Origin of the sequence: Aliiglaciecola lipolytica E3, assembly GCF_000314975.1 — a bacterium.
GTDB lineage: Bacteria > Pseudomonadota > Gammaproteobacteria > Enterobacterales > Alteromonadaceae > Aliiglaciecola > Aliiglaciecola lipolytica.
The window spans coordinates 57,217-81,046 of the sequence record NZ_BAEN01000049.1 but is presented as its reverse complement, the minus strand read 5'-3'; the positions used below and the strand labels follow the sequence as shown (position 1 = coordinate 81,046).

At 41.7% G+C, this 23,830-nt stretch carries 19 protein-coding genes and 1 tRNA gene; 8 read left to right on the top strand and 12 right to left on the bottom strand.

Annotation, left to right across the window (positions count from 1 at the left end; all coding sequences use genetic code 11):
- The first annotated feature begins 104 nt into the window (after window positions 1-104).
- Window positions 105-1,280 (top strand): flagellar assembly protein T N-terminal domain-containing protein, encoded by a 1,176-nt coding sequence (locus tag GLIP_RS12345; protein ID WP_008844972.1) that lies wholly within the window; start codon window positions 105-107, stop codon window positions 1,278-1,280.
- 100 nt (window positions 1,281-1,380) lie between these two features.
- Window positions 1,381-1,457, top strand: a tRNA-Arg gene (locus tag GLIP_RS12340).
- A gap of 45 nt (window positions 1,458-1,502) precedes the next feature.
- Here GLIP_RS12340 and GLIP_RS12335 read toward each other — a convergent pair.
- From GLIP_RS12335 to GLIP_RS12325, 3 genes are all read right to left on the bottom strand, one after another.
- Window positions 1,503-1,952, bottom strand: a complete 450-nt coding sequence (locus GLIP_RS12335; protein ID WP_008844971.1) for a response regulator — start codon at window positions 1,950-1,952, stop codon at window positions 1,503-1,505.
- Between the two features lie 143 nt (window positions 1,953-2,095).
- Window positions 2,096-3,937, bottom strand: a complete 1,842-nt coding sequence (locus tag GLIP_RS12330) for a cation:proton antiporter (RefSeq protein ID WP_008844970.1) — start codon at window positions 3,935-3,937, stop codon at window positions 2,096-2,098.
- A gap of 228 nt (window positions 3,938-4,165) precedes the next feature.
- Window positions 4,166-6,049: a M1 family metallopeptidase gene (locus GLIP_RS12325; protein WP_008844969.1), complete on the bottom strand. Its 1,884-nt coding sequence runs from the start codon at window positions 6,047-6,049 to the stop codon at window positions 4,166-4,168.
- A gap of 115 nt (window positions 6,050-6,164) precedes the next feature.
- On the opposite strand from GLIP_RS12325, the gene smrA reads away from it, so the two are divergent.
- Window positions 6,165-6,749, top strand: a complete 585-nt coding sequence (gene smrA / locus GLIP_RS12320) for a DNA endonuclease SmrA (protein WP_008844968.1) — start codon at window positions 6,165-6,167, stop codon at window positions 6,747-6,749.
- Between the two features lie 41 nt (window positions 6,750-6,790).
- Here smrA and GLIP_RS22420 read toward each other — a convergent pair whose 3' ends face one another.
- Together GLIP_RS22420 and purL are read right to left on the bottom strand one after the other, a co-directional pair.
- Entirely contained in the window at window positions 6,791-6,925 is a 135-nt protein-coding gene (locus GLIP_RS22420) for a hypothetical protein (RefSeq protein ID WP_008844967.1), read from the bottom strand.
- Between the two features lie 261 nt (window positions 6,926-7,186).
- Complete coding sequence (purL, locus tag GLIP_RS12315) at window positions 7,187-11,092, bottom strand: phosphoribosylformylglycinamidine synthase (protein ID WP_008844966.1); 3,906 nt, start codon at window positions 11,090-11,092, stop codon at window positions 7,187-7,189.
- Window positions 11,093-11,311: 219 nt separating this feature from the next.
- Here purL and mltF point away from each other — a divergent pair, with 219 nt between their 5' ends.
- Window positions 11,312-12,718 (top strand): membrane-bound lytic murein transglycosylase MltF, encoded by a 1,407-nt coding sequence (gene mltF / locus GLIP_RS12310; protein ID WP_008844965.1) that lies wholly within the window; start codon window positions 11,312-11,314, stop codon window positions 12,716-12,718.
- 195 nt (window positions 12,719-12,913) lie between these two features.
- Complete coding sequence (locus tag GLIP_RS22135; RefSeq protein ID WP_008844964.1) at window positions 12,914-13,066, top strand: hypothetical protein; 153 nt, start codon at window positions 12,914-12,916, stop codon at window positions 13,064-13,066.
- A gap of 12 nt (window positions 13,067-13,078) precedes the next feature.
- Here the strand turns inward: GLIP_RS22135 and tadA are convergent, their stop codons facing one another.
- Window positions 13,079-13,609, bottom strand: a complete 531-nt coding sequence (gene tadA / locus GLIP_RS12305) for a tRNA adenosine(34) deaminase TadA (RefSeq protein WP_008844963.1) — start codon at window positions 13,607-13,609, stop codon at window positions 13,079-13,081.
- A 199-nt stretch (window positions 13,610-13,808) separates the two neighbouring features.
- On the opposite strand from tadA, the gene GLIP_RS12300 reads away from it, so the two are divergent.
- Entirely contained in the window at window positions 13,809-14,045 is a 237-nt protein-coding gene (locus GLIP_RS12300) for a hypothetical protein (protein WP_008844962.1), read from the top strand.
- 55 nt (window positions 14,046-14,100) lie between these two features.
- Here GLIP_RS12300 and guaA read toward each other — a convergent pair whose 3' ends face one another.
- Both guaA and guaB read right to left on the bottom strand, forming a co-directional pair.
- The gene (guaA, locus tag GLIP_RS12295) at window positions 14,101-15,678 is read right to left on the bottom strand and encodes a glutamine-hydrolyzing GMP synthase (RefSeq protein ID WP_008844961.1); all 1,578 of its coding nucleotides are present in this window, start codon (window positions 15,676-15,678) and stop codon (window positions 14,101-14,103) included.
- A 76-nt stretch (window positions 15,679-15,754) separates the two neighbouring features.
- Window positions 15,755-17,224 carry an IMP dehydrogenase gene (gene guaB / locus GLIP_RS12290; protein ID WP_008844960.1) on the bottom strand — a complete coding sequence of 490 codons (1,470 nt, stop codon included), beginning with the start codon at window positions 17,222-17,224 and terminating at the stop codon, window positions 15,755-15,757.
- A 166-nt stretch (window positions 17,225-17,390) separates the two neighbouring features.
- On the opposite strand from guaB, the gene xseA reads away from it, so the two are divergent.
- Together xseA and GLIP_RS12280 are read left to right on the top strand one after the other, a co-directional pair.
- Window positions 17,391-18,728 (top strand): exodeoxyribonuclease VII large subunit, encoded by a 1,338-nt coding sequence (gene xseA, locus GLIP_RS12285; RefSeq protein ID WP_008844959.1) that lies wholly within the window; start codon window positions 17,391-17,393, stop codon window positions 18,726-18,728.
- Window positions 18,729-18,758: 30 nt separating this feature from the next.
- The gene (locus GLIP_RS12280; RefSeq protein WP_008844958.1) at window positions 18,759-18,977 is read left to right on the top strand and encodes a hypothetical protein; all 219 of its coding nucleotides are present in this window, start codon (window positions 18,759-18,761) and stop codon (window positions 18,975-18,977) included.
- A gap of 28 nt (window positions 18,978-19,005) precedes the next feature.
- Here GLIP_RS12280 and der read toward each other — a convergent pair whose 3' ends face one another.
- The 4 genes from der to hisS all read right to left on the bottom strand — a co-directional run bounded on the left by der (window position 19,006) and on the right by hisS (window position 23,779).
- A complete protein-coding gene (gene der / locus GLIP_RS12275; RefSeq protein WP_008844957.1) occupies window positions 19,006-20,448 on the bottom strand; it encodes a ribosome biogenesis GTPase Der in 1,443 nt (480 codons plus the stop codon).
- Window positions 20,449-20,592: 144 nt separating this feature from the next.
- Window positions 20,593-21,831 (bottom strand): outer membrane protein assembly factor BamB, encoded by a 1,239-nt coding sequence (bamB, locus tag GLIP_RS12270; RefSeq protein ID WP_008844956.1) that lies wholly within the window; start codon window positions 21,829-21,831, stop codon window positions 20,593-20,595.
- 7 nt (window positions 21,832-21,838) lie between these two features.
- Window positions 21,839-22,453 carry a YfgM family protein gene (locus GLIP_RS12265; protein ID WP_008844955.1) on the bottom strand — a complete coding sequence of 205 codons (615 nt, stop codon included), beginning with the start codon at window positions 22,451-22,453 and terminating at the stop codon, window positions 21,839-21,841.
- Between the two features lie 45 nt (window positions 22,454-22,498).
- On the bottom strand, window positions 22,499-23,779 hold the full coding sequence (gene hisS, locus GLIP_RS12260; RefSeq protein WP_083880114.1) for a histidine--tRNA ligase: 1,281 nt from the start codon (window positions 23,777-23,779) through the stop codon (window positions 22,499-22,501).
- Window positions 23,780-23,830 lie beyond the last annotated feature (51 nt).

Below are 23,830 nucleotides of genomic sequence, written 5' to 3'. Positions count from 1 at the left end.
AAAAGATGCATTAGTTAAACTATTAACGTTTAAATCATGGTTACATAAGCAAACAAGGGCTATGTAGCCAATTATAACGATTGTTTTTATTGGATATAGACTGAATGACGCAATTAAAACGCCAAGTTAGCATGTTTAACATACTTGTATTCATGATAATTGGAGCATCGCTATTTACTCAAAAAACCCACGCGGCTTGGTTCGAATCTAGTGGTCAGGCGGCAATTCGAAACGGCAATATTGAGTTAGCCCGGCAAAACGCAACCCAAGAAGCCATAAAACAAGTGCTTCTGTTTGCAGGTGCTTCTGTGCAAAGTGTGCAAAAAATGGCGAATGGCGTGCTGCAAAATGATGATTTAACCATTCGTGCTAGCGGTGAAGTAAATAGCATCGAGTTAATTGATGAAGTTCAGCAAAATGGATATTTAACTGTCTCCTTACGTGCGGATATTTTCTCGAATACACGTAGCTGCCAATCTTCAGCTTATCAAAAAAGTATAGTAACAACCTGGCACCCAATTCATAATCGAGAGCAAGCGACCACAGGTCATATATTTGACATTGGCACTAAATTGCCTCAAGTGCTACAACAGAGCTTCAATCTCCACGCTCAGCAATCTAACATCCAATCTATTTTGCCTTTTTATTATTCACTTGATCAGCAATCAGCTGTACAAGATGTGATGGCGTTGTCGCGGCAATCAAATTCGCAATATGTATTAGTTGCCACTATTACAGACTTAAGTGTGTCAACTAGCCAACGAACAAATTGGCAATTTTGGGAAAAAGATATTCCGATCCGCAACTTTAGCTACCATGTTTCACTGTATGATGGTTATACGGGAGCTAGATTATGGCAAAAGGCCTATGGCTTAGATGCGCCATGGGAGTTTGATTTACATCAAAATGTAGATACCAACGGCAACGCTTTGTGGCAAAGCCAATACGGTTTGGCAATATCTTCGATCCTGAAAGATGTCGCAACCAATGTTGACGAAATATTGTCTTGCTCTCCAGCTTACGGCCGGATATTACAAGTGAGAAGTGATCAGCTAACCCTGAATATAGGGAGCAATCAAGGCGTTCAAAACGGTGACGAGTTAACCCTATTCCAATTGCAACAAATACATAATCCAAGCGGCCAACTATTCAACCAGTTCAACTTGCATCCCACGGCTGTCAGAGTTGTTAGTGTTTCTCCAAACACTGCCGTCGCAATGTCTAAAGACGGAAGTTTACTTGCCAACGTGCAAGCCAACGATTTTGTGTCCAGGCAGTAGCTTATAAACCTAGTCAGTTAAGGGCGATTATTGGCCGTAACGGGGTTGTCTAGATATCACAATTTTTAGTATAGTCTGGCCGCGTCGAGATGACTTTGCAGTCCCCTTAGCTCAGCTGGATAGAGCGACCCCCTCCTAAGGGGTAGGCCAGAGGTTCGAATCCTCTAGGGGACGCCAAGCCCTGCATTTTTTTAAGATGAGCTTCGCCTGAGCGGAGCAAATTTAATCGAGCACTATTTTCGCTTGAAAAAACCAAAAGTTGATTAAGTCTTTCATCAATGCCACAAGATCAATATAGTTGCTGGGTTTTGTTAGGTAAGCATTAGTTCCTAAGATATAACATTCCTTAATGTCGATTTCAGAATCAGATGTAGTGAAAATAACCACAGGAATATGTTTAAACTGAACATCCTTTTTAATTTCAATGAGTGCTTCTCTGCCGGATTTACGCGGCATATTTAAATCTAAAAGTATTAAACTAGGTAAGGTTTCAGCGTTATCCAACCAAGAAATCAGTTGTTCTCCGTCTTGAACAAATTTAATTTTATCTAGCGCTAACTCATTTTCTGACAAGGCATCACGAATCAACTCTTGATCATCTAAGTCGTCTTCAGCGACTAAGATGTAGCTGATTGACCTAAGTTTATTGGTAAGCAAACTAACATCGCTCATGATTTGACTCGCAATCCGTTTATTCTAGTTATTCACACAATATAGCACAGAGCTTAAGTTTGAAAATAATTTGCCTGTGCTTTAATTGCGTACAATTTATTGGACAAAAAAACGTTTTTAACCAATGCTGACTTTCATTCCATTTATTTTTCTTCTATTTTTTTAACTTCTTTAGGATTAGAAACTGCTTCAAGTTCAGTTTGTTTTGGAATGATCAAACTCATGATACGCCAGTCGGCTTTCGGCTCTAACGTTTTTTTGTTAGTGAACATACGCAATTTATCATTGCTATCAAAAGCACATAAGACCAATAAGTTACCTTCATACTCTTCTAAATAATCTTTCATTGAAAAGTTTTCAGTTAGACGAGTGGTTTTAATTTTCGCCCCTTTGGCCACCCAACTAGCTAACTTACCGTAGGTAATTCCGTCGGCAAATAATCCCAACTTTTTGGCATAAGATTCTGAAATTTGATGGCTGGGACGTTGTTGTTGTTCGTTATTACTTAAGCCAAGCACCGTGCCTTTGCCCATTTCCCCTTCAAAATGAAAGGTTACCATTGGATTAAGTTGACGATACGGCGACATGACCAGCACACGACCAAATAGGGTAAAATCCAATGTACGAGATGCGTGTTCCGACATGGGATTACCAAAATAAGTAGGGATATTATCCATTCTTGCTGAACGGATTGCATCCCAGTTGGTATCAGCTACACACACTTTTATATCGTTGGCTAAAAGCTCTTTAGCAAACATTCTACAAAATGCCCCACCACCAAAAATCAAATAGCCATTCGGTTTTGGTGCTCGAATACCTAGCCATTGAGCCACATGCACTGAGGTTAAACTCTGAAAAACAACTGTTGTGATAATGACTAAAAATACCAGCGGAACGAGCAATTCAATTTGTTCGTATTCAAGAATCTCTAACTTCAATGAAAATAACGCTGACACGGCTGCGGCGACAATCCCTCTTGGTGCTACCCAGCCTAGAAATGCTTGCTCTCGCCAATTTAAACCTGTACCAAGTGCGGAAATCACCACTGAGACGGGTCTGACTATAAACAAGATCGCTAATATTATGAACACGGCTCCCCAACCTAAGCTGAGGATAGAATCCAATTGGATACGAGAAGCGAGCAAAATAAACAAACCTGAAATCAATAATACGCTCAGGGTTTCTTTAAATTCTAGGACGTCATCTACATCCACATCACGCATGTTAGCCAGCCACATACCCATGATAGTTACGGTTAATAAACCAGATTCATGGGCCATCATATTTGAGCCTGCAAAGGCCCCCAACATCAAAGTGAGTACAGCGGTATTTCGCAGATAGTGGGGTATTAAATTACTTCTCAGTGCAATTCCAAGCAAATAGCCCATTATTGCGCCGATCACTAATCCTATGCCAACGGTTTTGCCAAAGGCCCACAATGTATGACTGAGCGCATCTTGCGTTGAAATAATGTATTCGTATACCAGCACAGCCAATAGCGCGCCGATGGGATCAATTATTATGCCTTCCCAACGTAAAATATTTGATAACTTAGTGCTTGGTCTCACTGTGCGTAACATGGGAACGATAACTGTTGGCCCTGTTACAGTAACGATTGCGCCAAATAGAAACGCCATTTCCCATGAAATACCAATAATAAGATGGGTTATGGCTGCAACCAGACACCAGGTGACTATTGCCCCAGATGTACACAGATTTCTCACCATAGATCCGTGCCCCCCTAAATCACCGAATCGCAGGGTTAAGGAGCCTTCAAATAAAATAATAGCCACCGAAAGTGAAACAACGGGGAAGAGTAAATCACCAAATATCTGATCTGCATCAATAACCCCAGTTACGGGACCTACAAGGATGCCAATAACAAGTAACGGTAAAATCGCGGGAAGTTTAATGCGATAAGCAAGGTACTGACAAAAAATAGATAACAGGCCAACCAAAACAAGTGCGGAAGTAAGATCGATCAAGTGCTCTCCTTAAGATCTATAAAATAGTTGTTTTCTACTTTCAAAAGAACACTTTGCAACGTAATGCCTTTAATCGCAATAATTTTCCTGAACAAATTACCTAGTATTGGGCATTCGCGACTTATCCTTTTCTTGATAGAATAAAAAGACCCCCAGCAATTGTGTCCAATTGTTTGGGGGCCAGTGCAATATTATTCGTTTTTGAACAAGCTTTGTTGTTAACTTAAATTACTCAACAAAACCTTGGTTTGCTTTCACAGTTAATGGATGATAACCAGGCTTAGCCTGCTCAAAAGCGCGTTTAGCAAATTTTTTACCCTCTGGCGTTTTTGCTAACTCGCGATACAGTGGCTTAACCAGTTTGTTACGTCCAATGCTCACCAAATAATTATATAGTCTGTCATAAGCAGGTTTATATTCGTTTTTCACCGCAATCATTAACCAACTGTGTGCTATCTCATTATTCTTACTCGCAGTTAATTGAAAGCTATTATCCAAATCAGCTAATTGAGTATCGTTTAATTCATCCGGCAAATTATTTAAGAAATATAACCACTGATGTACAGTCCAACCTTGGGTCTCAATTTGATTCGCTTTTTTACTCCCTTCTAGCCAAGCATCGCGAGCCGAGTCGACTTTTGTGAAAGCGTCCGACTCAGGAACCGGTGCACCTGTAGGAATACCCGGTTCGAAAATCCATTGATGAATACGTTTCTTATCCAGTTTATCAGCATAGATTGCTAATAGCGTATCGTCCAAATAAGCTAAAAACTCGTCTGTGGTGATACTCTTAAATGCAAAGTGATTAAAATACTCTAATAAAAACTGGTCAAAATTAGCGCGTCCAATTTTATGTTCTATTTCACGTAAAAATAACGCGCCTTTTTCATATGGAATATTGGAGAATACGTCATCTGGGTTTCGGCCACGTAAATCTATGGCTAAAATCTGATCTTCTTTTGATAAAGCCTCGATATCAGCCTGTAAATCTTGGTAACCCAAAACCGCTTCCATGTTGTAACGGTCCGTACCGTAAATCATTTCCATAATGCGGTAGGTTAGATAGGTGGTAAAGCCTTCGTTTAACCACAGATCACGCCATGTTGCATTCGTTACCGTGTTGCCAGACCAACTATGTGCCAGTTCGTGAGCAATCAGAGATACTAAACTTTTATCGCCGGCGATAACAGTTGGTGTGATAAACGATAGACGCGGATTTTCCATCCCTCCAAAAGGAAAAGATGGCGGTAAGATCAGCAAATCGTATCGATCCCAACTATAAGGTCCGTAAGTTTCTTCTGTCGCTTCCAGCATGCTTTCTGTATCTTCAAACTCTGCGGCTGCGGCATCAAGTAAAGCAGGTTCAGCGTAAACTCCGGTGCGCTCCCCCATTGCTTTGAAACGTAAATCTCCAATCGCTAATGCAATCAAATAAGACGGTATGGGTTGCGGCATATTAAATTCATACACGCCATCACGTTCCGTCTCTGGATCGTTTGCTGCACTCATTACTGCTAGTAGCTCTTTAGGCGTTCGAATCGTTGCGGTATAAGTAACTCTTACTTGCGGCGAATCTTGTAGCGGAATGAAACTGCGCGCATGAACAGCTTGAGCTTGGGTGAACAAAAATGGATGTTGTTTGCCTGCGGTCTGTTCGGGTGTCAACCACTGTGCACCTGAAGCGTCTTCTGAAGTATGGTAATTTACCGTCACTTTATTGCCATTCTCAGGCAATGAAATATGGAGTGCTGCTCCCAAATTAGGATCTGCTTTTTTCAGTTCAAACTTTGTAGGTTCACCCTCTGCTGCTACCGAAGAGATTGTTAATCCGCGCGTATCCAGTATTAAGGTTTTCGCCTGTTCTTTTATTTTTTCAAAAACCAACGTTGCACTTCCAATTAACTGCTTTTGTTCGAAATCAGCAGTTAAATCTAAATCAATATGCGTTACTTTGACGGCCTCTGGATTAGCAAATGAATGATAATCTTTACTGTTGTCTATTTGCGGATGCGGGGGTGGTTGATTAGCGTTAGTTTGTGATGAATGTTCTGAATTCGAGCAGGCAATCAGTGTCGAAATCCAGATAAATACCAAATAGCGCATATTTTTCATTTATTTTCCTAGTGAACTTTTTATATGATTGTGACATAAAACTAGATGCGATCGAAAGCAACCGCAGCAAAATAGCTGCTCTCCATTTTCTCTAAAAATTACAATAGGAGTTGTTATGTCTAAAGAAAATAGTGTCGAAAAATCGACTTTTCTGGATGCAATGCAAGATGTCAAACCGCTCCCCAAATTAGACAAAGTCGTCACTTTAAAAACTAAGCCTACGCTCGCACAAAGCTTGAAACGAGAAGCGTTGCAGCGAGAAATGAACCTGAAACAAAATTATTTGAGTGTTGAACAGGTTGAGCCTATAGATCCATATGACTACCTAAGTTATAAAAAATCAGGAGTACAGGATGGTGTATTTAAAAATTTACGGTTAGGTAAATATCGAATTGATTTCACCCTCAACCTCCAACAACACAAATTTGAGCAAGCTAGACAAGCTTTGTTTGATACTGTCAATCAAGCACAACAAAAAGGGGTAAGAACGCTGTTGATCAAACATGGGATCGGTTTGAAAAGTAAACCATTCCCAGCGCACATGAAAAGTTATGTGTATAAATGGTTGCAACAAATGCCACAAATTTTGGCTTTTCATACGGCCCTGCATCAGCACGGCGGCTTAGCGTCACTTTACGTATTACTGAAGAAAAACGAACACGACAAAGCGAACAATCGGGAATTACACCGAAAAAAATAGGCAAATAAAATAATTAGAAAAAACGACTATTTCTTGGCTAATTAAGTATTACTTGAAGTGCTAGCATCTACTGTAGGATGAGAACTTGCGGGGGCACTGACAACAGCCAATACAACTAGAAAAAGTACTGTGGCAAACACTCCTGCCAAACCAAAACCTTTTGACGAACGATTCATTTCTTATCTCTTATTATTATTTTAAAAATTAATTGTTGTCGGTAAGTCTAAGCAATTCCATTTGGCAAATTTTATCTTCAATGACAGATCTACCCGAGCATTAGACTTTAGTCTAAACCCGTTTTTTCTAATTGACAAGCGTTTTATTTAATCAAATCAACGATCTAACGATCAAATAAAGTGAATTCATAAAACGCCTAAAAAATTAGGCGCTTTTAAATTTATGAATCGAGTTGCTTGTAAAATCTAATGGTTAAATAATCAACCTGCGAAAACGCGTGCATTTCTGAACATACGCATCCAAGGTCCATCTTCTTGCCAGTCATCTGGACGCCAAGAGTTTGCAACTGCGCGGAAAACACGCTCAGGATGAGGCATCATGATGGTTGCTCTTCCATCTGCTGAAGTGAGTCCTGAAATTCCATCAGGAGAACCATTTGGATTCGCAGGATATTGCTGGGTTACATTGCCCCAGTTATCCACATATTTTAATGCAATATGTTGATTGTTCTGCACTTGTCTAAGGTGACCTGTATGTTTAAATTCAGCACGACCTTCACCATGAGAAACTGCAATTGGTAGCTTAGATCCTTGCATACCCGCAAAAAATATAGATTTGCTTTCTTGCACTTCTAACATGGATACGCGCGCTTCAAATCGCTCAGATTGATTAGTGACAAAATGCGGCCATAAATCAGCGCCAGGGATCAAAGATTTAAGGTTAGAAAGCATTTGGCAACCATTACATACTCCTAAACTAAAGCTATCTTGACGGTGGAAAAATTGCTCAAATTGGTCACGTGCATAAGGATTAAATAACACGGATTTGGCCCATCCTTCTCCGGCTCCAAGTACATCACCATAAGAGAATCCACCACATGCCACTAAACCTGCAAAATCTTGTAACGCTACTTTTTGTCCAATTATATCGCTCATATGCACATCAATCGCATTGAAACCAGCTCGATTAAATGCGGCTGCCATTTCATTTTGTGAGTTTACACCTTGCTCACGTAAAATCGCGACTTTAGGTTTAATCCCCTTAGCAATATAAGGTGCGGCAACATCTTCGTTGACGTCATAGCTCAGATCACAATGCAATCCGGGGTCTTGATCATTGCCCTTGGTTTCCCACTCTTGCGCAACACACGCTGGATTGTCGCGTAACGCTTGCATTTTATCTGTGGTTTCAGCCCAAATAAGACGGTAATAACCACGCGTTTGTGAAATGAGTGATTGATCTTGATGACTAATTTCAATCCGATCAGAATCGTTTAACTTACCAATTGAATGACTCAATTCAGCAAGGCCATATTGACTCAAAATATCATTAACCTGGCTTAGATTAGCGGTAGATACTTGTATCACTGCACCTAATTCTTCATTAAAGAGAATTGACTGTGCATCGCCATTTAAACTGTCTAATTGAATATCAATGCCGGTATGTCCTGCAAAAGCCATTTCCACCAAGGTAGTAAACAAACCTCCGTCAGAGCGGTCATGATATGCCAACAACAGATTTTTATGCAGTAAGCTTTGCATCGCTTCAAAGAAAGATTTTAATGTCTTAGGAGTATCCACATCAGGTGCTTGATTACCTAGCTTACTGTACACCTGCGCTAAACAAGAGCCGCCGATGCGATTCCGTCCTTCGCCTAAATCTAAGCAAAGCAATACGGAGTCACCTTTGTCAGTGCGCAATTGTGGAGTGAGTGTATTTCGGATATCGCGCACAGCACCAAATGCTGTGATAATCAACGATAAGGGAGAGGTAACAGACTTATCCAGATTCCCGTCGTCGCTTTGTTCTTGCCATTGAGATTTCATCGACATCGAATCTTTACCCACTGGAATCGTCAAACCCAATTCTGGACAAAGTTCTTCACCTACCGCTTTTACCGCTTCATACAATCCGGCGTCTTCTCCCGGGTGCCCTGCTGCTGCCATCCAATTAGCCGACAATTTTATACGATTTAAAGAGCCGATATCTGCCGCCGCAATGTTAGTCAATGACTCTCCTACTGCCATACGAGCAGAAGCACCGTGATTCAATAATGCAATCGGTGTGCGCTCGCCTACCGACATAGCTTCACCTTGGTATGTATCGAAAGAAGATGCCGTAACAGCGACGTCTGCAACAGGGATCTGCCAAGGACCGACCATTTGATCGCGACTAACTAAACCAGTCACACTGCGATCACCAATGGTGATCAGAAAGGTTTTTTCTGCCACTGTAGGCAATCTTAAAATACGTTCTGCTGCTTGATTAATATCCACAGAACTTGCGACAAAATCATCACCAACCGAAGTTGTTGAGGTGACATCACGATGCATTTTAGGCGGCTTGCCCAACAATACATCCAAAGGCAAGTCGATGGGTAAGTCACCAAAATGCTCATCGTGCAACGCTAAATGCGGCGCTTCTGTCGCTTCACCAACAACGGCGAAAGGGGCTCTTTCACGATGACAAATCGATTCAAACAATGGCAAATTCTCAGGTGCCACAGACAAAACATAGCGCTCTTGGGATTCATTACACCAAATTTCATGAGGAGCCATGCCGGGTTCATCATTAGGGACGTTACGTAATTCAAACTTACCGCCTCGCCCACCATCATTGACTAACTCAGGGAATGCATTTGATAAACCACCCGCGCCTACATCATGGATAAATTGAATCGGATTGTTGTCACCTAATTGCCAACAACGGTCGATGACTTCCTGACAACGTCTTTCCATTTCAGGATTACCACGTTGTACTGATGCAAAATCGAGATCCTCTTTAGATTCACCCGATGTCATTGATGACGCTGCGCCACCACCCAGTCCGATATTCATCGCTGGGCCACCTAACGCGATAAGTTTTGCACCTACCGTAATTTCGCCTTTTTGAGTATGTGACTGGCGAATATTGCCCAATCCACCAGCCAACATAATTGGCTTGTGGTAACCGCGCACTTCTAGACCGTTAAAACTGTTGACCTGCTGTTCATAAGTCCGAAAGTAGCCAAGGATATTTGGACGACCAAATTCGTTATTAAACGCAGCCCCGCCCAGAGGGCCTTGTTGCATAATTTCCAGCGCAGTAACTATTCGTTCAGGTTTGCCATAATCCGCTTCCCATGGCAATGCATACCCAGGAATATTCAGATTAGACACTGTAAAACCCACTAACCCAGCTTTAGGTTTAGAGCCCCTACCGGTTGCACCTTCATCGCGAATTTCACCACCTGATCCTGTCGCAGCTCCAGAAAAAGGGGAGATAGCCGTTGGATGATTATGAGTTTCTACTTTCATCAAAATATCGATATTTTCATGATGATATTCGTATTCATGGGATTCAGGATTAGGGAAAAATCGCCCTGCTTTCCAGCCTTCCATTACCGCAGCATTGTCGCTATAAGCGGAATGCACATAATCGGAGTTTTTTTCAAACGTATTTTTGATCATTTTGAACAAAGACTTGGGCTGCTTAACCCCGTCTACAGTCCAATCAGCATTAAAAATCTTGTGGCGGCAATGCTCTGAATTCGCCTGAGCAAACATATACAATTCTATGTCGTTGGGATTACGTCCCAAACGCTGAAAATTTTCAACCAGATAATCTATTTCGTCTTCTGCAAGCGCTAATCCCATCTCGGCATTAGCAGTAACCAAAGCTTGTCGACCGCCCTGAATGACGTCAACGCTGCTATAAGGTTTAGGTGAGTCCTCAGCAAACAAAGTTTGTACTTGGTCGAAATCAGTCATCACCGATTCGGTCATGCGGTCATGTAATATTTGACTTAAATCGTTGCGCTGCGACGTCGTTAATTCGGTATCTACTTTGAGATAATAAGCACAGCCCCGCTCGATTCTTTTTACGTTTTCAAGTCCACAATTGTGTGCAATATCAGTTGCTTTGGAAGACCAAGGCGAAATCGTGCCCGGTCTTGGAACGACCAACATCAACTCTCCTACTGGATCATGGGCATGAATAGCCGGTCCATAAGTTAGGAGTTTTGTTAAAACCAAAGTTTGGTCTTGAGTTAATGCTGATTCAATTTGCGCAAAATGTGCATATTCAGCGTAGATTTCAGAAATAGGAAGTTGCGCCGAAGCAAAACGTTGAAGTAATTTTTCAACTCGGAATTCAGATAGCGCTGGAGCACCACGAAGGACTAGCATAGGGCTATTACCAAAGTTACTGGAACTTGACCATTTAGTCTGGCAAAGTTCACGTTTTCAGGAAGATTTGAGGCGCGAATTATAGTGTAAAATCAATCTATTGATAAGCATCAATCCGCATGAATTAAAAACTTTTAGTCAACAAATGCATTATTCCTCTAGATGATTTACAACATTTTCGTCACAATGAGGTAATTAAAGTGCTTTAAAAGGGAATCTGTGAAGAACATAGCTTTACGGTTTTTACTTCTGAGCTTAGTAGTAATACTCAGTGCATGTGAAAAACCGAAACAATCCAGCACATTGGCGCGCATTCTCGATCAAGGCGTATTAAAAGTAGGAACCAACTATGGTCTTACTACCTATTATAATGGTCCAGTTGGACCCGAAGGATTTGAATACGAATTAGCCAATGGATTTGCCGATTACTTAGGTGTTCGGCTGGAGGTTTTCCCCTACTACACTCTAAATGAGCTTTTTCCGCAACTTGAAAATCATCATCTGGATCTTATCGCAGCCGGCATTAGTGTAACCAACGAACGCGCTGCCCAGTTCCGCTTTGGGCCGGCTTATCAAAACATCAGTCAAAAAGTAGTATTCAAACAAGGGAATGAGCGGCCAAGAAGTGCAACTGACTTAAACGAAGAATTGCTAGTTATTGCCGGCAGTAGCCACGCTGAAACATTACGTGAATTTAAACCGTTCCATCCGCATTTAAGCTGGCAAGAAACAGATGATAAAGATGCCGAAGAATTGATGGAAATGGTACTTAATGACGAACTTGCTTACACAATAGTCGATTCGAATATTTTAGCCGTTTTACGTAGAAGACATCCCGAATTAAGTATCGGTTTTACCATTAGTCAAGAGCAAGGCGTCGCTTGGGCACTGGATAAAAGTCAAGATGACTCCCTACTCGCCGCATTGATTGAATACTTTGGGCTAATTCAGTCGAACGGTACGTTAGCGGCACTGGAAGATAAATATTTTGGTCATGTGAGACAATTTAATTACGTTGATACCCGTGAATTTATTCGTTCAGCCCGAACTAACTTACCAAACTTTAGACCTTGGTTCGAACAACATTCACATAATCTCGATTGGCGGTTACTTGCGGCTATGAGTTATCAAGAAAGTCATTGGGATCCTAAAGCAAAATCTCCCACTGGTGTGCGAGGAATGATGATGCTAACTCTTGCCACAGCGGAAGATTTAGGCATTGAATCTCGTCTCGATCCGGAACAAAGCATTCGCGGTGGTGCAAAATACTTTGCCAACTTGATCAGTCGTATTCCCGCACGCATTCAAGAACCTGACCGAATCTGGTTTGCGCTTGCTTCTTATAATATCGGGTTAGGTCACTTGGAGGACGCACGTGTTCTAACTCAAAAACAAGGTGGCAATCCAGATATGTGGATTGACGTTAAAAAGCGCTTACCGCAATTGCGCCAGAAAAAATACTACAAGACTACCCGTTATGGCTATGCTCGTGGAGATGAGGCTGTGACCTATGTTGACAACATACGCAGATATTATGATACATTAATGTGGTTAGATGGGCAGGATGCCGAAACCTTAGATGAAGCCGAAGACGCCGCACAATCTCAAGATCTCGAATCCCCTTAAATTATTGCTAATGTTAGTACCTTTAGTGCGCTGAACTGTCATAGATTCGTCATATTGGCATGCGAATCTATGACTTGAGTTACTAGATTTATACTCAATATAATTTAATTGAAACTAAAACGGCATTTTAAGTGTCTACTTATAAACTGAAATTAAAAACCAAGAAATAGGAGAATCATCCTTAAAGGAGTTACCATGAGAAAAAGAAATACATTTAGTAGAAAGTTGAAACCTTCCAACGGCAGTCGTAGAAGACTAATGTTAAAAAGATTACACCAAAAAGTGCTACTTAGACGTCAGCAATATCAACAGTTTGATTTACAAGAGTCTTTCGCTGAAGCGAGTTAATCTAAGCTTCGGCTATTCCAGCCCTTCTGCTTGATTGGCAGATATTTTAAGCGCCTTTTTCTGCTCCCTTCGCATTTTAAAAAAATCAGAGATTTTATTAGCGCATGCAGATGCTAAGACCTCACTTTGCACCTCTACTTGATGATTCAATCTTTGATCAGATAACAAGTTCATCAGGCTACCAGCAAAGCCAGTCTTATAATCACTTGCCCCGAAAACTAATCTCTTTATCCGCGAATGAACAAGCAAGCCGGCGCACATAGGGCAAGGTTCGAGAGTTACGTAAAGGGTGCAATCTACTAAACGATAGTTGTTTAGGATTCGGCCCCCTTCGCGAATTGCGATCATCTCGGCGTGTGCGGAAGGGTCATGTAAACTAATCGATTGGTTCCAGCCCTGGGATATTAATTGGTTATCTTTGACCAACACAGCCCCAACGGGAATTTCACCTATATTCCAAGCATTGTCTGCCAATGACAGCGCATACTCCATCCAATACTCGTCTTGAGAGCGCACTTCATCAGGTTGAATAATATTGGTCATTTCATGCTTTCTTAAATCATTGGTTAATTTGCTTAAAAAGTTGCTTTTTTAACTAACTAATTTAAATATCAGAAACCGTATAAAAACATAACAATTTGATTTTATTGACTATTTAAAGTTGGTTAAAAATATGCAAATCATAATTAAAGCAGAAGAATACTAATACGGTTACATTATATCAGTCAAAGGAGACAACGCCATGAACCTAACTGCCATTGTTATCATTGCAATTATTTGTTGGACCATAATCAAATTGACCAATAGAGATAAAAAAGAGCCCAAACAAGTTAACCAGACAAATCAAGAAAATTCAGATTTACAACAAAAATTGATTGTTATGAATGAACGCATTGCCGTGTTAGAGGCCATAGTTACCGACGAAAAATACGTACTAAAACGTGAATTTGATAATTTAAGTCGAGATAAAGCGGCTTAACCTAAAAAACTGTAAATAAAGGCGATGTAAACATCGCCTTTAGCGTTTAAATTAATTATTCCCACTCAATTGTGGCTGGCGGCTTACCCGAAATATCGTACACGACACGGGAAATGCCATCTATTTCATTTATGATACGATTGGACACTTTACCTAAAAACTCATAAGGTAAATGCGCCCAATGTGCGGTCATAAAATCGATTGTTTCAACCGCTCTGAGCGAAACTACCCAATCGTATTTACGCGCATCCCCCATCACGCCAACCGAACGTACCGGCAAAAATACCGTAAATGCCTGACTCACTTTATGATACAAATCGGCGTTGTGAAGCTCTTCAATAAAAATTGCATCAGCGCGACGTAATAAATCACAGTATTCTTTTTTGATCTCACCTAATACACGCACACCTAAGCCTGGACCAGGGAAAGGATGACGATAAAGCATGTCATAAGGAAGACCAAGTTCTAAACCTATTTTACGTACTTCATCTTTAAATAATTCGCGTAGTGGCTCTACCAGCCCCATCTCCATGTCATCTGGTAATCCACCGACATTATGGTGAGATTTAATAACATGCGCTTTTCCGGTGGCTGAGCCTGCAGACTCAATCACATCGGGATAGATGGTCCCCTGCGCTAACCATTTAGCATTTTTTAATTTTTTCGATTCTTCATCAAATACGGCAACAAACTCATGACCAATGATTTTGCGTTTCGCTTCTGGATCACTTTCTCCAGCCAACGCGGCCAAGAATCGCGGCTCAGCATCAATCTTGATAATATTCAGGCCAAAATGGTCACCAAACATTTCCATGACCTGTTCACCTTCGTTTAGACGTAAAAGACCGTTATCAACAAAGACACAAGTCAATTTATCACCGATGGCTTGATGCAAAAGCATAGCGGTAACTGACGAATCTACTCCACCGGACAAACCTAAAATGACTTCATCGTCGCCTACTTTTTGTTTGATACGTTCAATCGCGTCTTCAATAATGCTAGCTGCAGTCCACAGTTTTTCACAACCACATATATCCATAACGAAGTGCGACAAAATTCGCATTCCTTGGCGTGTATGCGTTACCTCTGGATGGAACTGCACACCATAAAATTGACGAGACTCGTCAAACATAGCGGCATGTGGACAACTCGGAGTTTGCGCAGCTGTCACAAAGCCCTCTGGAATCGTCAGCACCTTATCACCATGGCTCATCCATACATCGAGTAAGCCATTTCCGTTAGCGCCCATGTGATCTTCGATATTGGCTAACAAAGGTATATTTTTAATAACTTCAACCTGAGCATAACCAAACTCGCGCTTATCCGAGCCTAATACTTGCCCACCTAATTGTGCTGCCATTGTCTGCATACCGTAGCAGATGCCAAAAACCGGAACGCCGGCGTTAAACACGTATTCTGGTGCACGTGGTGAATTTTCTGCTGTAACCGACTCAGGCCCACCAGAAAGAATAATCCCATTCGGATTAAATTCTTTAATTTGCTCTTCACTTACATCCCATGCCCAAAGTTCACAATAAACTCCAATTTCACGCACTCGGCGCGCTATCAATTGAGTGTATTGAGAACCAAAATCAAGAATTAGAATACGTTGATCATGAATATTTGTGGTCATGGAAAATCTCGTGTTAATTGTGTAAAAGCAGGTATTGGCAGAAAGCCAATACCTAAGACTGCATAAATTGCTGGAACTAACCTAATCTGTAATTGGGTGCTTCTTTAGTAATACTTACATCGTGCACATGGGACTCTCCCATACCTGCCGAAGTGACTTTTACGAATTGTGGTTTAGTGCGTAAAATGTCAATAGTTGCACTACCGGTCAAGCCCATAGCTGAGCGCAAACCACCCATTTGTTGATGAATGATATTGGCAATTGGTCCTTTGTAAGCAACTCGTCCTTCAATTCCTTCAGGCACCATTTTTTCTTCGGATTTAGCATCCTGGAAATAGCGATCTGATGAGCCATGACTTTGGTTCATGGCACCAAGTGAGCCCATGCCACGGTAGGACTTGTAATAACGACCTTGATAAAGTTCAACTTCGCCGGGCGCTTCTTCAGTACCAGCTAGCATGCTACCAACCATGACACAACTCGCTCCTGCTACCAGCGCTTTGGCAATATCGCCAGAGAAGCGAATGCCGCCATCTGCAATTACTGGAATATCTCTATCTTTCAGCGCTTCAACCGCATCTGCTACCGCTGTAATCTGCGGTACACCACATCCAGTCACGATTCGTGTAGTACAAATCGAACCAGGGCCGATACCGACTTTTACCGCATCTACACCTGCATCAGCCAACGCAGTGGCACCTTCAGCTGTAGCGACATTACCTGCAATAATTTGGATATCCGGAAATGCCTGACGTGTAGCAGAAACGCGATCAAGTACCCCTTGTGAGTGGCCGTGAGATGTATCAATAAGCAGCACATCCACACCAGCTTCAACTAATGCTTGAATGCGTTCTTCAGTACCTGCACCCACACCGACTGCAGCACCTACGCGCAAGCGACCTAATTCATCTTTACATGCGTTCGGTTTGCTTTCTGCTTTTTGGAAATCTTTAACGGTAATCATGCCTTTGAGTTTGAAAGCATCATCAACCACTAGAATTTTTTCAACACGGTGTTCGTGCATTAATTCCAGTACTTCATCGGATGCAGCACCTTCAGGGACAGTGACCAATCGTTCTTTGGGAGTCATAACACTTGATACGGGTTGATCAAGTTTGTTTTCAAATCGCAAGTCGCGACCAGTAACAATACCAATTAGATTATTATCTTCATCAACGACTGGGAAACCAGAAAATCCGTGATGTTTACTGAGCGCGTTGATCTCGCCCAACGTCGCTTTAGAGCTAACAGTGACCGGATCAGAAACGACACCACTTTCATACTTTTTCACAGCACGGACATGGTTAGCTTGTTCTTCAATGGTCATATTTTTATGAATGAAGCCCATTCCGCCTTCTTGTGCAAGGGCAATCGCCAATCTCGCCTCAGAAACTGTATCCATGGCAGCAGAGATTAATGGGATATTCAATGATACACTGCGAGTTAATCTGGTGCGCAGATCGGCAGTGTGAGGTAACACAGTGGAGTGCCCAGGAACTAAGAGTACATCATCAAAAGTTAGGGCTTCTTTAGCAATCCTCAACATGCAATTACACCTATATTTAGCGGGTTTTAATTGCGGCGTGATTGTAGCGGTTTTGGGTTATCAGGTAAACTGAAATTGTTGTAATATTTCAAAAGTTTTTTGGGTATAAGTGCCCACTGTATACATTTATTTGCATTTTGGTGGCAAAAAATCAAAGGAATTCGTGTTGAGTCAAACATCTACATCAAAAAATATCTTTACTGTCAGTCAATTAAATAGAATGGCGCGTTCTGTGTTGGAAACAGAGATTGGTCAAATTTGGTTATCTGCCGAAATTTCAAACTTTGTTGCCGCTTCGTCTGGACATTGGTATTTCACACTCAAAGATTCACGGGCTCAAGTAAAGGCCGCCATGTTTCGTGGTGCCAATTCACGGATAAAATTACGGCCAAAGGAAGGTGATAAAATATTGGTTAGGGCATCCGTAGGTTTATATGAAGCCAGAGGAGACTATCAAATTGTTGTGGATTTCATGGAGCCAGAAGGAGAAGGCCAGTTAAAACAACAATTCGAAATGCTAAAGATTAAATTAGCCCAAGAAGGCTTGTTTGCTAGCTCACATAAAAAAACCTTACCCGAGTCGATTCAACGCGTTGGCGTCATAACGTCAGCCACAGGCGCAGCATTGCACGATATTTTAACGGTATTAAAGCGCAGAAATCCGCTCATTTCCGTTATTGTCTATCCTGCACAAGTGCAAGGTGAGTTAGCCCCTCTTCAGTTGTGCCAAGCGATTGATAAAGCAACTCGTCGTAATGAAGTAGATGTGCTTATTATCGGCCGCGGAGGTGGTTCACTGGAAGACCTGTGGTGTTTCAATAATGAGACTTTGGCGCGAAAAATATTTTCTTGCCCTTTACCTACAATCAGCGCTGTAGGTCACGAAGTTGACGTGACAATTGCGGATTTTGTAGCAGATGTTCGAGCGCCGACGCCTTCTGCTGCCGCAGAATTAGTTAGTACAGACGTCATCGAAGTGATTCAAAACATACAAAACCTTAAAGGTCGGCTACAACGTAGCATGCGCAGTCATCTGCAATTTCACAAACATAGATCGCAAATAGCTAGCCAACAACTAAAACCGCTTCATCCTGAAAACCGGATTAAACAACAAGCGCAGTTTTTAGATCAAATGCAAATGTTATTGGAACATAGAGTAAAGGCATCCATAGAAAGACGTGCTAAGAAAATGGCTACCTTGTCGCAACGATTGATGACTCGCTCACCAATAAATGGTATCGAGCGGCAATTGCAGAACAATCAGAACTTAACTAAACAACTAAACAAATCCATATTGAACTTTCTGGGTAAAAAACAACTCCAACTAGCCAAGTCATCAGAATTGTTAGACAGCGTTAGCCCGCTTTCGACCTTATCCAGAGGTTATAGTATTACCTACAGAGGCGATGAAATTATTAAGCAAAGTAAACAATTAAATGTGAATGACGAAATTGTTAGTCGATTCCATGATGGTTCAATAAAAAGTAAAGTCCTAAGCAAATAAATTGAACCAAAAACTGCACATCACTTCGTAGTGGGAGGTGCGGTCAATGGAAATCAAATATACGGGAAAATTCCGCCACCATCTTTTGAACATGACGCAGACGCAGGAAACGGTAGACTCATTCCATCTGTTTCTGTAGAGCAGTTTGCGGCCCCAATGGGCCGCTGGTTCGGACTTAGTGACGACCAACTCATTACCGCGTTGCCAAATTTAGTGAACTTTCCTCAAGCCTTATTAAACTTTGTTTAATAAGGCTTCGGTGGAAAATTCAGCGGTTCTATTTTTTATGGTGAGTCATTAAACGCTTACGTTTTCGTTGTTGCGATAACGTGAGCTTATTAGTTTTCCCTTCAAATGGATTAGCACCTTCTTTAAACTCAACGCGAATAGGTGTTCCCATAGTTTGCAAAGACTTACGATAATAATTCATCATGTAACGTTTGTAGGCGTCTGGTAAGTCCTCTACTTGATTACCATGGATGATAATCACTGGCGGATTATATCCACCGGCATGGGCGTATTTCATTTTAACCCGACGGCCACGCACCATAGGCGGCTGATGGTCTTCTTGAGCCATTTCCATTATGCGCGTTAGCATTGAAGTATTGATACGTTTTGTAGCAGACGCATAGGCTTCTTGAACCGATTCAAACAGATGCCCTACTCCGGTACCATGTAAAGCAGAAATAAAATGAATTCTAGCGAAATCCACAAATCCTAAGCGGCGATCTAGCTCACGCTTAATATCATCTTTTATATCTTTAGACAGTCCGTCCCATTTATTAACAGCAATAACTAACGAACGGCCGGCATTGAGTACGAAACCCAACAAACTTAAATCTTGATCGGCGATACCTTCTCTAGCATCGATACACAACAACACCACGTTTGCTTCTTCAATGGCTTGTAGCGTTTTAATTATCGAGAATTTTTCAACGGCATCAGATACTTTTTTGCGTTTTCGAACTCCAGCAGTATCGATCAGAATATATTCTCGGTCATCCCGCTCCATAGGAATAAAAATACTGTCGCGAGTCGTTCCTGGCATATCAAACACGACGACTCTTTCTTCACCTAATATTCTATTGGTGAGCGTAGATTTACCCACATTCGGTTTACCCACAATTGCTAATTTAATAGGCAGACTCTGCAATCTTTGCAACTCAGCTTCTGCATTTTCACCATCATCATTACGCACAACTTCAGGAATGTGCATATCTGGATAACTTTTTTCAAGCGGCTTGAGAGACTTTTCAAGTAACTGGGTTACACCGCGGCCATGTGCGGCTGCAACTTGGGAAATCTCACCCAATCCAAGGGAGTAGAACTCAGCAGTTTCACTGTCACCATCTATACCATCGACTTTATTAGCGACCACATAAACGGTTTTTTCTTGTTTACGTAAATGATTCGCAATACCGATATCGGCTGGGGTCAATCCGGCTCTGGCATCGACTAAAAACAACACCACATGAGCTTCGTCAATTGCTAACAGAGATTGCTCCGCCATTTCAGCATCAATGCCCTGTTCATCTCCACTAATACCGCCAGTATCCACAACGATAAACTGTAGACCTTCATATTTCGCTTGCCCATATTTACGGTCACGGGTTAATCCTGGGTAATCCGCAACCAAGGCATCGCGACTATTCGTCAAGCGATTAAATAAAGTTGATTTTCCCACGTTGGGACGGCCAACGAGAGCGACGACAGGTAACATAATATCATTCCAATAAAAAAGTCGCGGCTCAAGTATCCTATATAGATAATTGAGCCGCCAATGTTTGTACTAAAGCTGTGATGTGAATAAGACTATTAAGCACTCAACACGCACAATCTGTGATTATAAGCCTATATAAACCAGTTAGATTATAGGTACTTCAATCGCGATTAATTCACCATCTCTAGTTTGTGTATAAAGCTTGTTGCCAAAAGCAACCGGAGCAACGTATATCCCTTCATCTTCATCATCGCCGCCGATATCCATGCGCGAGACAATTTTACCATCCGTTTTATCCAACCAATGTAAAAATCCGTATTTGTCGCCCACTACAATATATTTACCTATAGATTCGGGGGAAGTTAAATTCCGCTTCTTAAGGCTGCTTTGGCTCCACATTTCTACACCGTTACGGCGGTCAATGCTGTAAATATTGCTGTTTTTATCCGTCACGTACAAGCTATTGCCGTCGATACCTAAGCGTCTATAGGAGTTGTATTCACGCTTCCATATGACTCGCCCACTGCGCAGTTCAACTGACGCTAGTGTGCCATCAAAAGAAATAACGTACACATTAGGGCCAACGACTAACGGCTGACTATCAATATCAACAATACGTTCAAGTTCGGTTGCACCAGAAGGCGCTGAAATAGTCTGTTCCCAAGCTGTTTGACCACTACCCAGTATGTTCACAACCAGTTTACCTGTCGCTGTTCCCACTAGAGCACCACCGTTTGCTGCAACAGGCGCTGAGATACCTCGCAAACTAAGCGCAGGCACGTCTGACTCAAACAACCACAATTGTTTTCCAGTACTGGCATCTAAGGCAAACAATGCACCAGAACCAGTATTTACAAGTACGACATTTTCATCAACAGCAGGTGAGGCAATAATTTCACCACGGACTTTACTCGTCCATTTGGTTTCACCGGTATTCACATCTAAGGCAAAAACTTCACCGTTTTCAGACCCAAAGAAAACAGTTTCATAGATGACTGTAATGCCACCGGAAATTTTTGCAGAAATGCCGTTTGACCACATATTCGTGATAAAACTATACCATTTATCATTTGGATAAAATGCTAAGTCACGCTTCCAAACCTGTTTTCCTGACTCTAGCTCATAGGCAGCAACAATACCTTGTCGGCTTGCGGCAAAGACTTTGTCATAGGCTACAGCTGGGCGCAATCTGGAGTAAAACTTATCGACTCCACCAGTAAGATTATCTGACCACAATCGGTTAGCAGTAAACTGGGACTCAATTGGCTGTAAAGTACGGATTTCGATTTCTTCGTCATCCATAAACCAACCAGAAATGGTTGAACAACCTGCAAGTGTCATCACACTCACAAATGTCACTACTTTTATCCAACCTAAGCGCATACTAATACTACCCATTAATAGCAACCGCTAAGTTATCTAATTTCATTTTAACTAATTGGTTGTTTGCGTTTATTTTCAACGAATCATTATAGGCTTTTTTTGCATCATCAAATTGTTCTTGATTGACGTATATGTCCCCTTTGATCTCGTCGACTTGTGCCGCAAACGCATCTTGAGTAACTAGTGTCAAACTAGCCATCGCCTCGTCAAATTGACTTAATGCGTTTTGCACTCTAGCTAAGCGTAAATTTGCTACACTCTTAATCGCAGCATCACTGGCGTTATCAGCAACAAACTTCAAATGACCTGCGGCTTTTTCTAACTCACCTTTTTCAACTGATAATTTAGCTAGCTGCAACGCTGTTAAAATAGAGTAGCCACTGTCGTTATTTTCAACAAAAGCTTGCGCTTTTTCAGTGTTGTCTGCAGTCAACGTTGTCGTAACCAACTCGTAAGACTTTGAAGCAGCTTCTTTCTCAGCAATTTGCGTATCGTTGTAATATCTCCAACCGTACAAACCGCCAACGCCCAATACCACACCAACCGCAATCGCTAAGCCATTTTCACGCCAAAAACGTTTAATTGCTTCTACTTGTTGTTCTTCTGTTGCTAATTGTTCCATTTAGTTTTCCTCGTACAACTCGTCATGACTTATGCAGACACAACCTTAAATTTTAAAATACTGGCCTAAAAAAGTGCTAAGTTCTTCGCTGGCAATCGATACTTGTGGAATATCTTCACGTAGATATTTCACCATCACTTTATTTTCATGCATTTCGTTTTCGCCGATCACCAATACAATTGATGCTCCGCTTTTATCTGCACGTTTCATCTGCTTTTTTAAGTTTCCACCACCGCAATGTAATTGGATTCTAAGCTGTGGTGCTAAATCTCTCAATTGCTCAGACAATTTCATAGCGTAAAGTTCCGTTGAATCACCTAAGGCTGTCACATAAATATCAACAGGATCAGGAACATCGGAAGTTAACTCTAAGGTTTGCAACATCAATACAAGACGCTCAATCCCCATTGCAAAACCAACAGCTGAGCTAGGTTTACCGCCCAATTGCTCGACTAAGCCATCATAGCGTCCACCTGCACACAGAGTACCTTGTGCGCCAAGACTATCAGTCACCCATTCAAATACTGTGCGATTGTAATAATCCAAGCCGCGCACTAAACGTGGGTTTACCCGATAAGCAATACCCATGTTGTCTAATTTTGTGCATAAAGACTCGAAGTGAGTTTTTGATTCTGGATCTAAATATTCTAATAGTGTGGGCGCATCTTTAATCGCCTCTTGTACTTGGGGATTTTTGCTATCCAACACACGCAACGGGTTAGACTCCAAGCGACGCAAGCTATCTTCATCCAGTTGAGATTTGCGCTCTATGAGATATTCGACAAGCGCTTCTCGATATTCAGCTCGCGCCTGATTAGAACCTAAGGAATTTAGCTCCAAGGTTACATGCTCGCTTATCCCAAACACTTTCCATAACCTAGCGCTGAGCATAATCACTTCAACATCAATATCCGGCCCTTCTAAGCCAAAGGTTTCAACACCAAATTGATGGAATTGACGATACCTTCCCTTTTGCGGCCGTTCATGACGAAACATCGGGCCCATGTACCAAATACGTTGCTGTTGATTGTAAATCAGACCATGCTCATTTCCCGCTCTAACACAACTCGCGGTATTTTCTGGACGAAGGGTCAAGCTGTCACCGTTACGATCAGCAAAGGTGTACATCTCTTTTTCGACTATGTCTGTCACTTCACCAATCGAGCGCTTAAATAAATCGGTACTTTCGACGATCGGCGTACGTAGCTCTTGATAACCGTATGCGACAACGACGCGACGAATATTGTTCTCCACCCATTGCCATATACCTGAATCAGCGGGTAAGCAATCGTTCATCCCGCGAACAGCTTGAATTTGTTTTGTCACTAAATACTTACTCTGAAATCCGTAACTGTATTGGCTACCAAATTGCCAATA

Coding starts and splice junctions, on each gene's coding strand:
- smrA (WP_008844968.1), top strand. CDS start 6,165: ATGTCTAAAGAAAATAGTGTCGAAAAATCGACTTTTCTGGATGCAATG.
- GLIP_RS12325 (WP_008844969.1), bottom strand. CDS start 6,049: ATGAAAAATATGCGCTATTTGGTATTTATCTGGATTTCGACACTGATT.
- GLIP_RS12265 (WP_008844955.1), bottom strand. CDS start 22,453: ATGGAACAATTAGCAACAGAAGAACAACAAGTAGAAGCAATTAAACGT.
- der (WP_008844957.1), bottom strand. CDS start 20,448: ATGTTACCTGTCGTCGCTCTCGTTGGCCGTCCCAACGTGGGAAAATCA.
- purL (WP_008844966.1), bottom strand. CDS start 11,092: ATGCTAGTCCTTCGTGGTGCTCCAGCGCTATCTGAATTCCGAGTTGAA.
- GLIP_RS12335 (WP_008844971.1), bottom strand. CDS start 1,952: ATGAGCGATGTTAGTTTGCTTACCAATAAACTTAGGTCAATCAGCTAC.
- guaB (WP_008844960.1), bottom strand. CDS start 17,224: ATGTTGAGGATTGCTAAAGAAGCCCTAACTTTTGATGATGTACTCTTA.
- GLIP_RS12345 (WP_008844972.1), top strand. CDS start 105: ATGACGCAATTAAAACGCCAAGTTAGCATGTTTAACATACTTGTATTC.
- bamB (WP_008844956.1), bottom strand. CDS start 21,831: ATGCGCTTAGGTTGGATAAAAGTAGTGACATTTGTGAGTGTGATGACA.
- GLIP_RS22420 (WP_008844967.1), bottom strand. CDS start 6,925: ATGAATCGTTCGTCAAAAGGTTTTGGTTTGGCAGGAGTGTTTGCCACA.
- GLIP_RS22135 (WP_008844964.1), top strand. CDS start 12,914: ATGAGAAAAAGAAATACATTTAGTAGAAAGTTGAAACCTTCCAACGGC.
- GLIP_RS12300 (WP_008844962.1), top strand. CDS start 13,809: ATGAACCTAACTGCCATTGTTATCATTGCAATTATTTGTTGGACCATA.
- guaA (WP_008844961.1), bottom strand. CDS start 15,678: ATGACCACAAATATTCATGATCAACGTATTCTAATTCTTGATTTTGGT.
- tadA (WP_008844963.1), bottom strand. CDS start 13,609: ATGACCAATATTATTCAACCTGATGAAGTGCGCTCTCAAGACGAGTAT.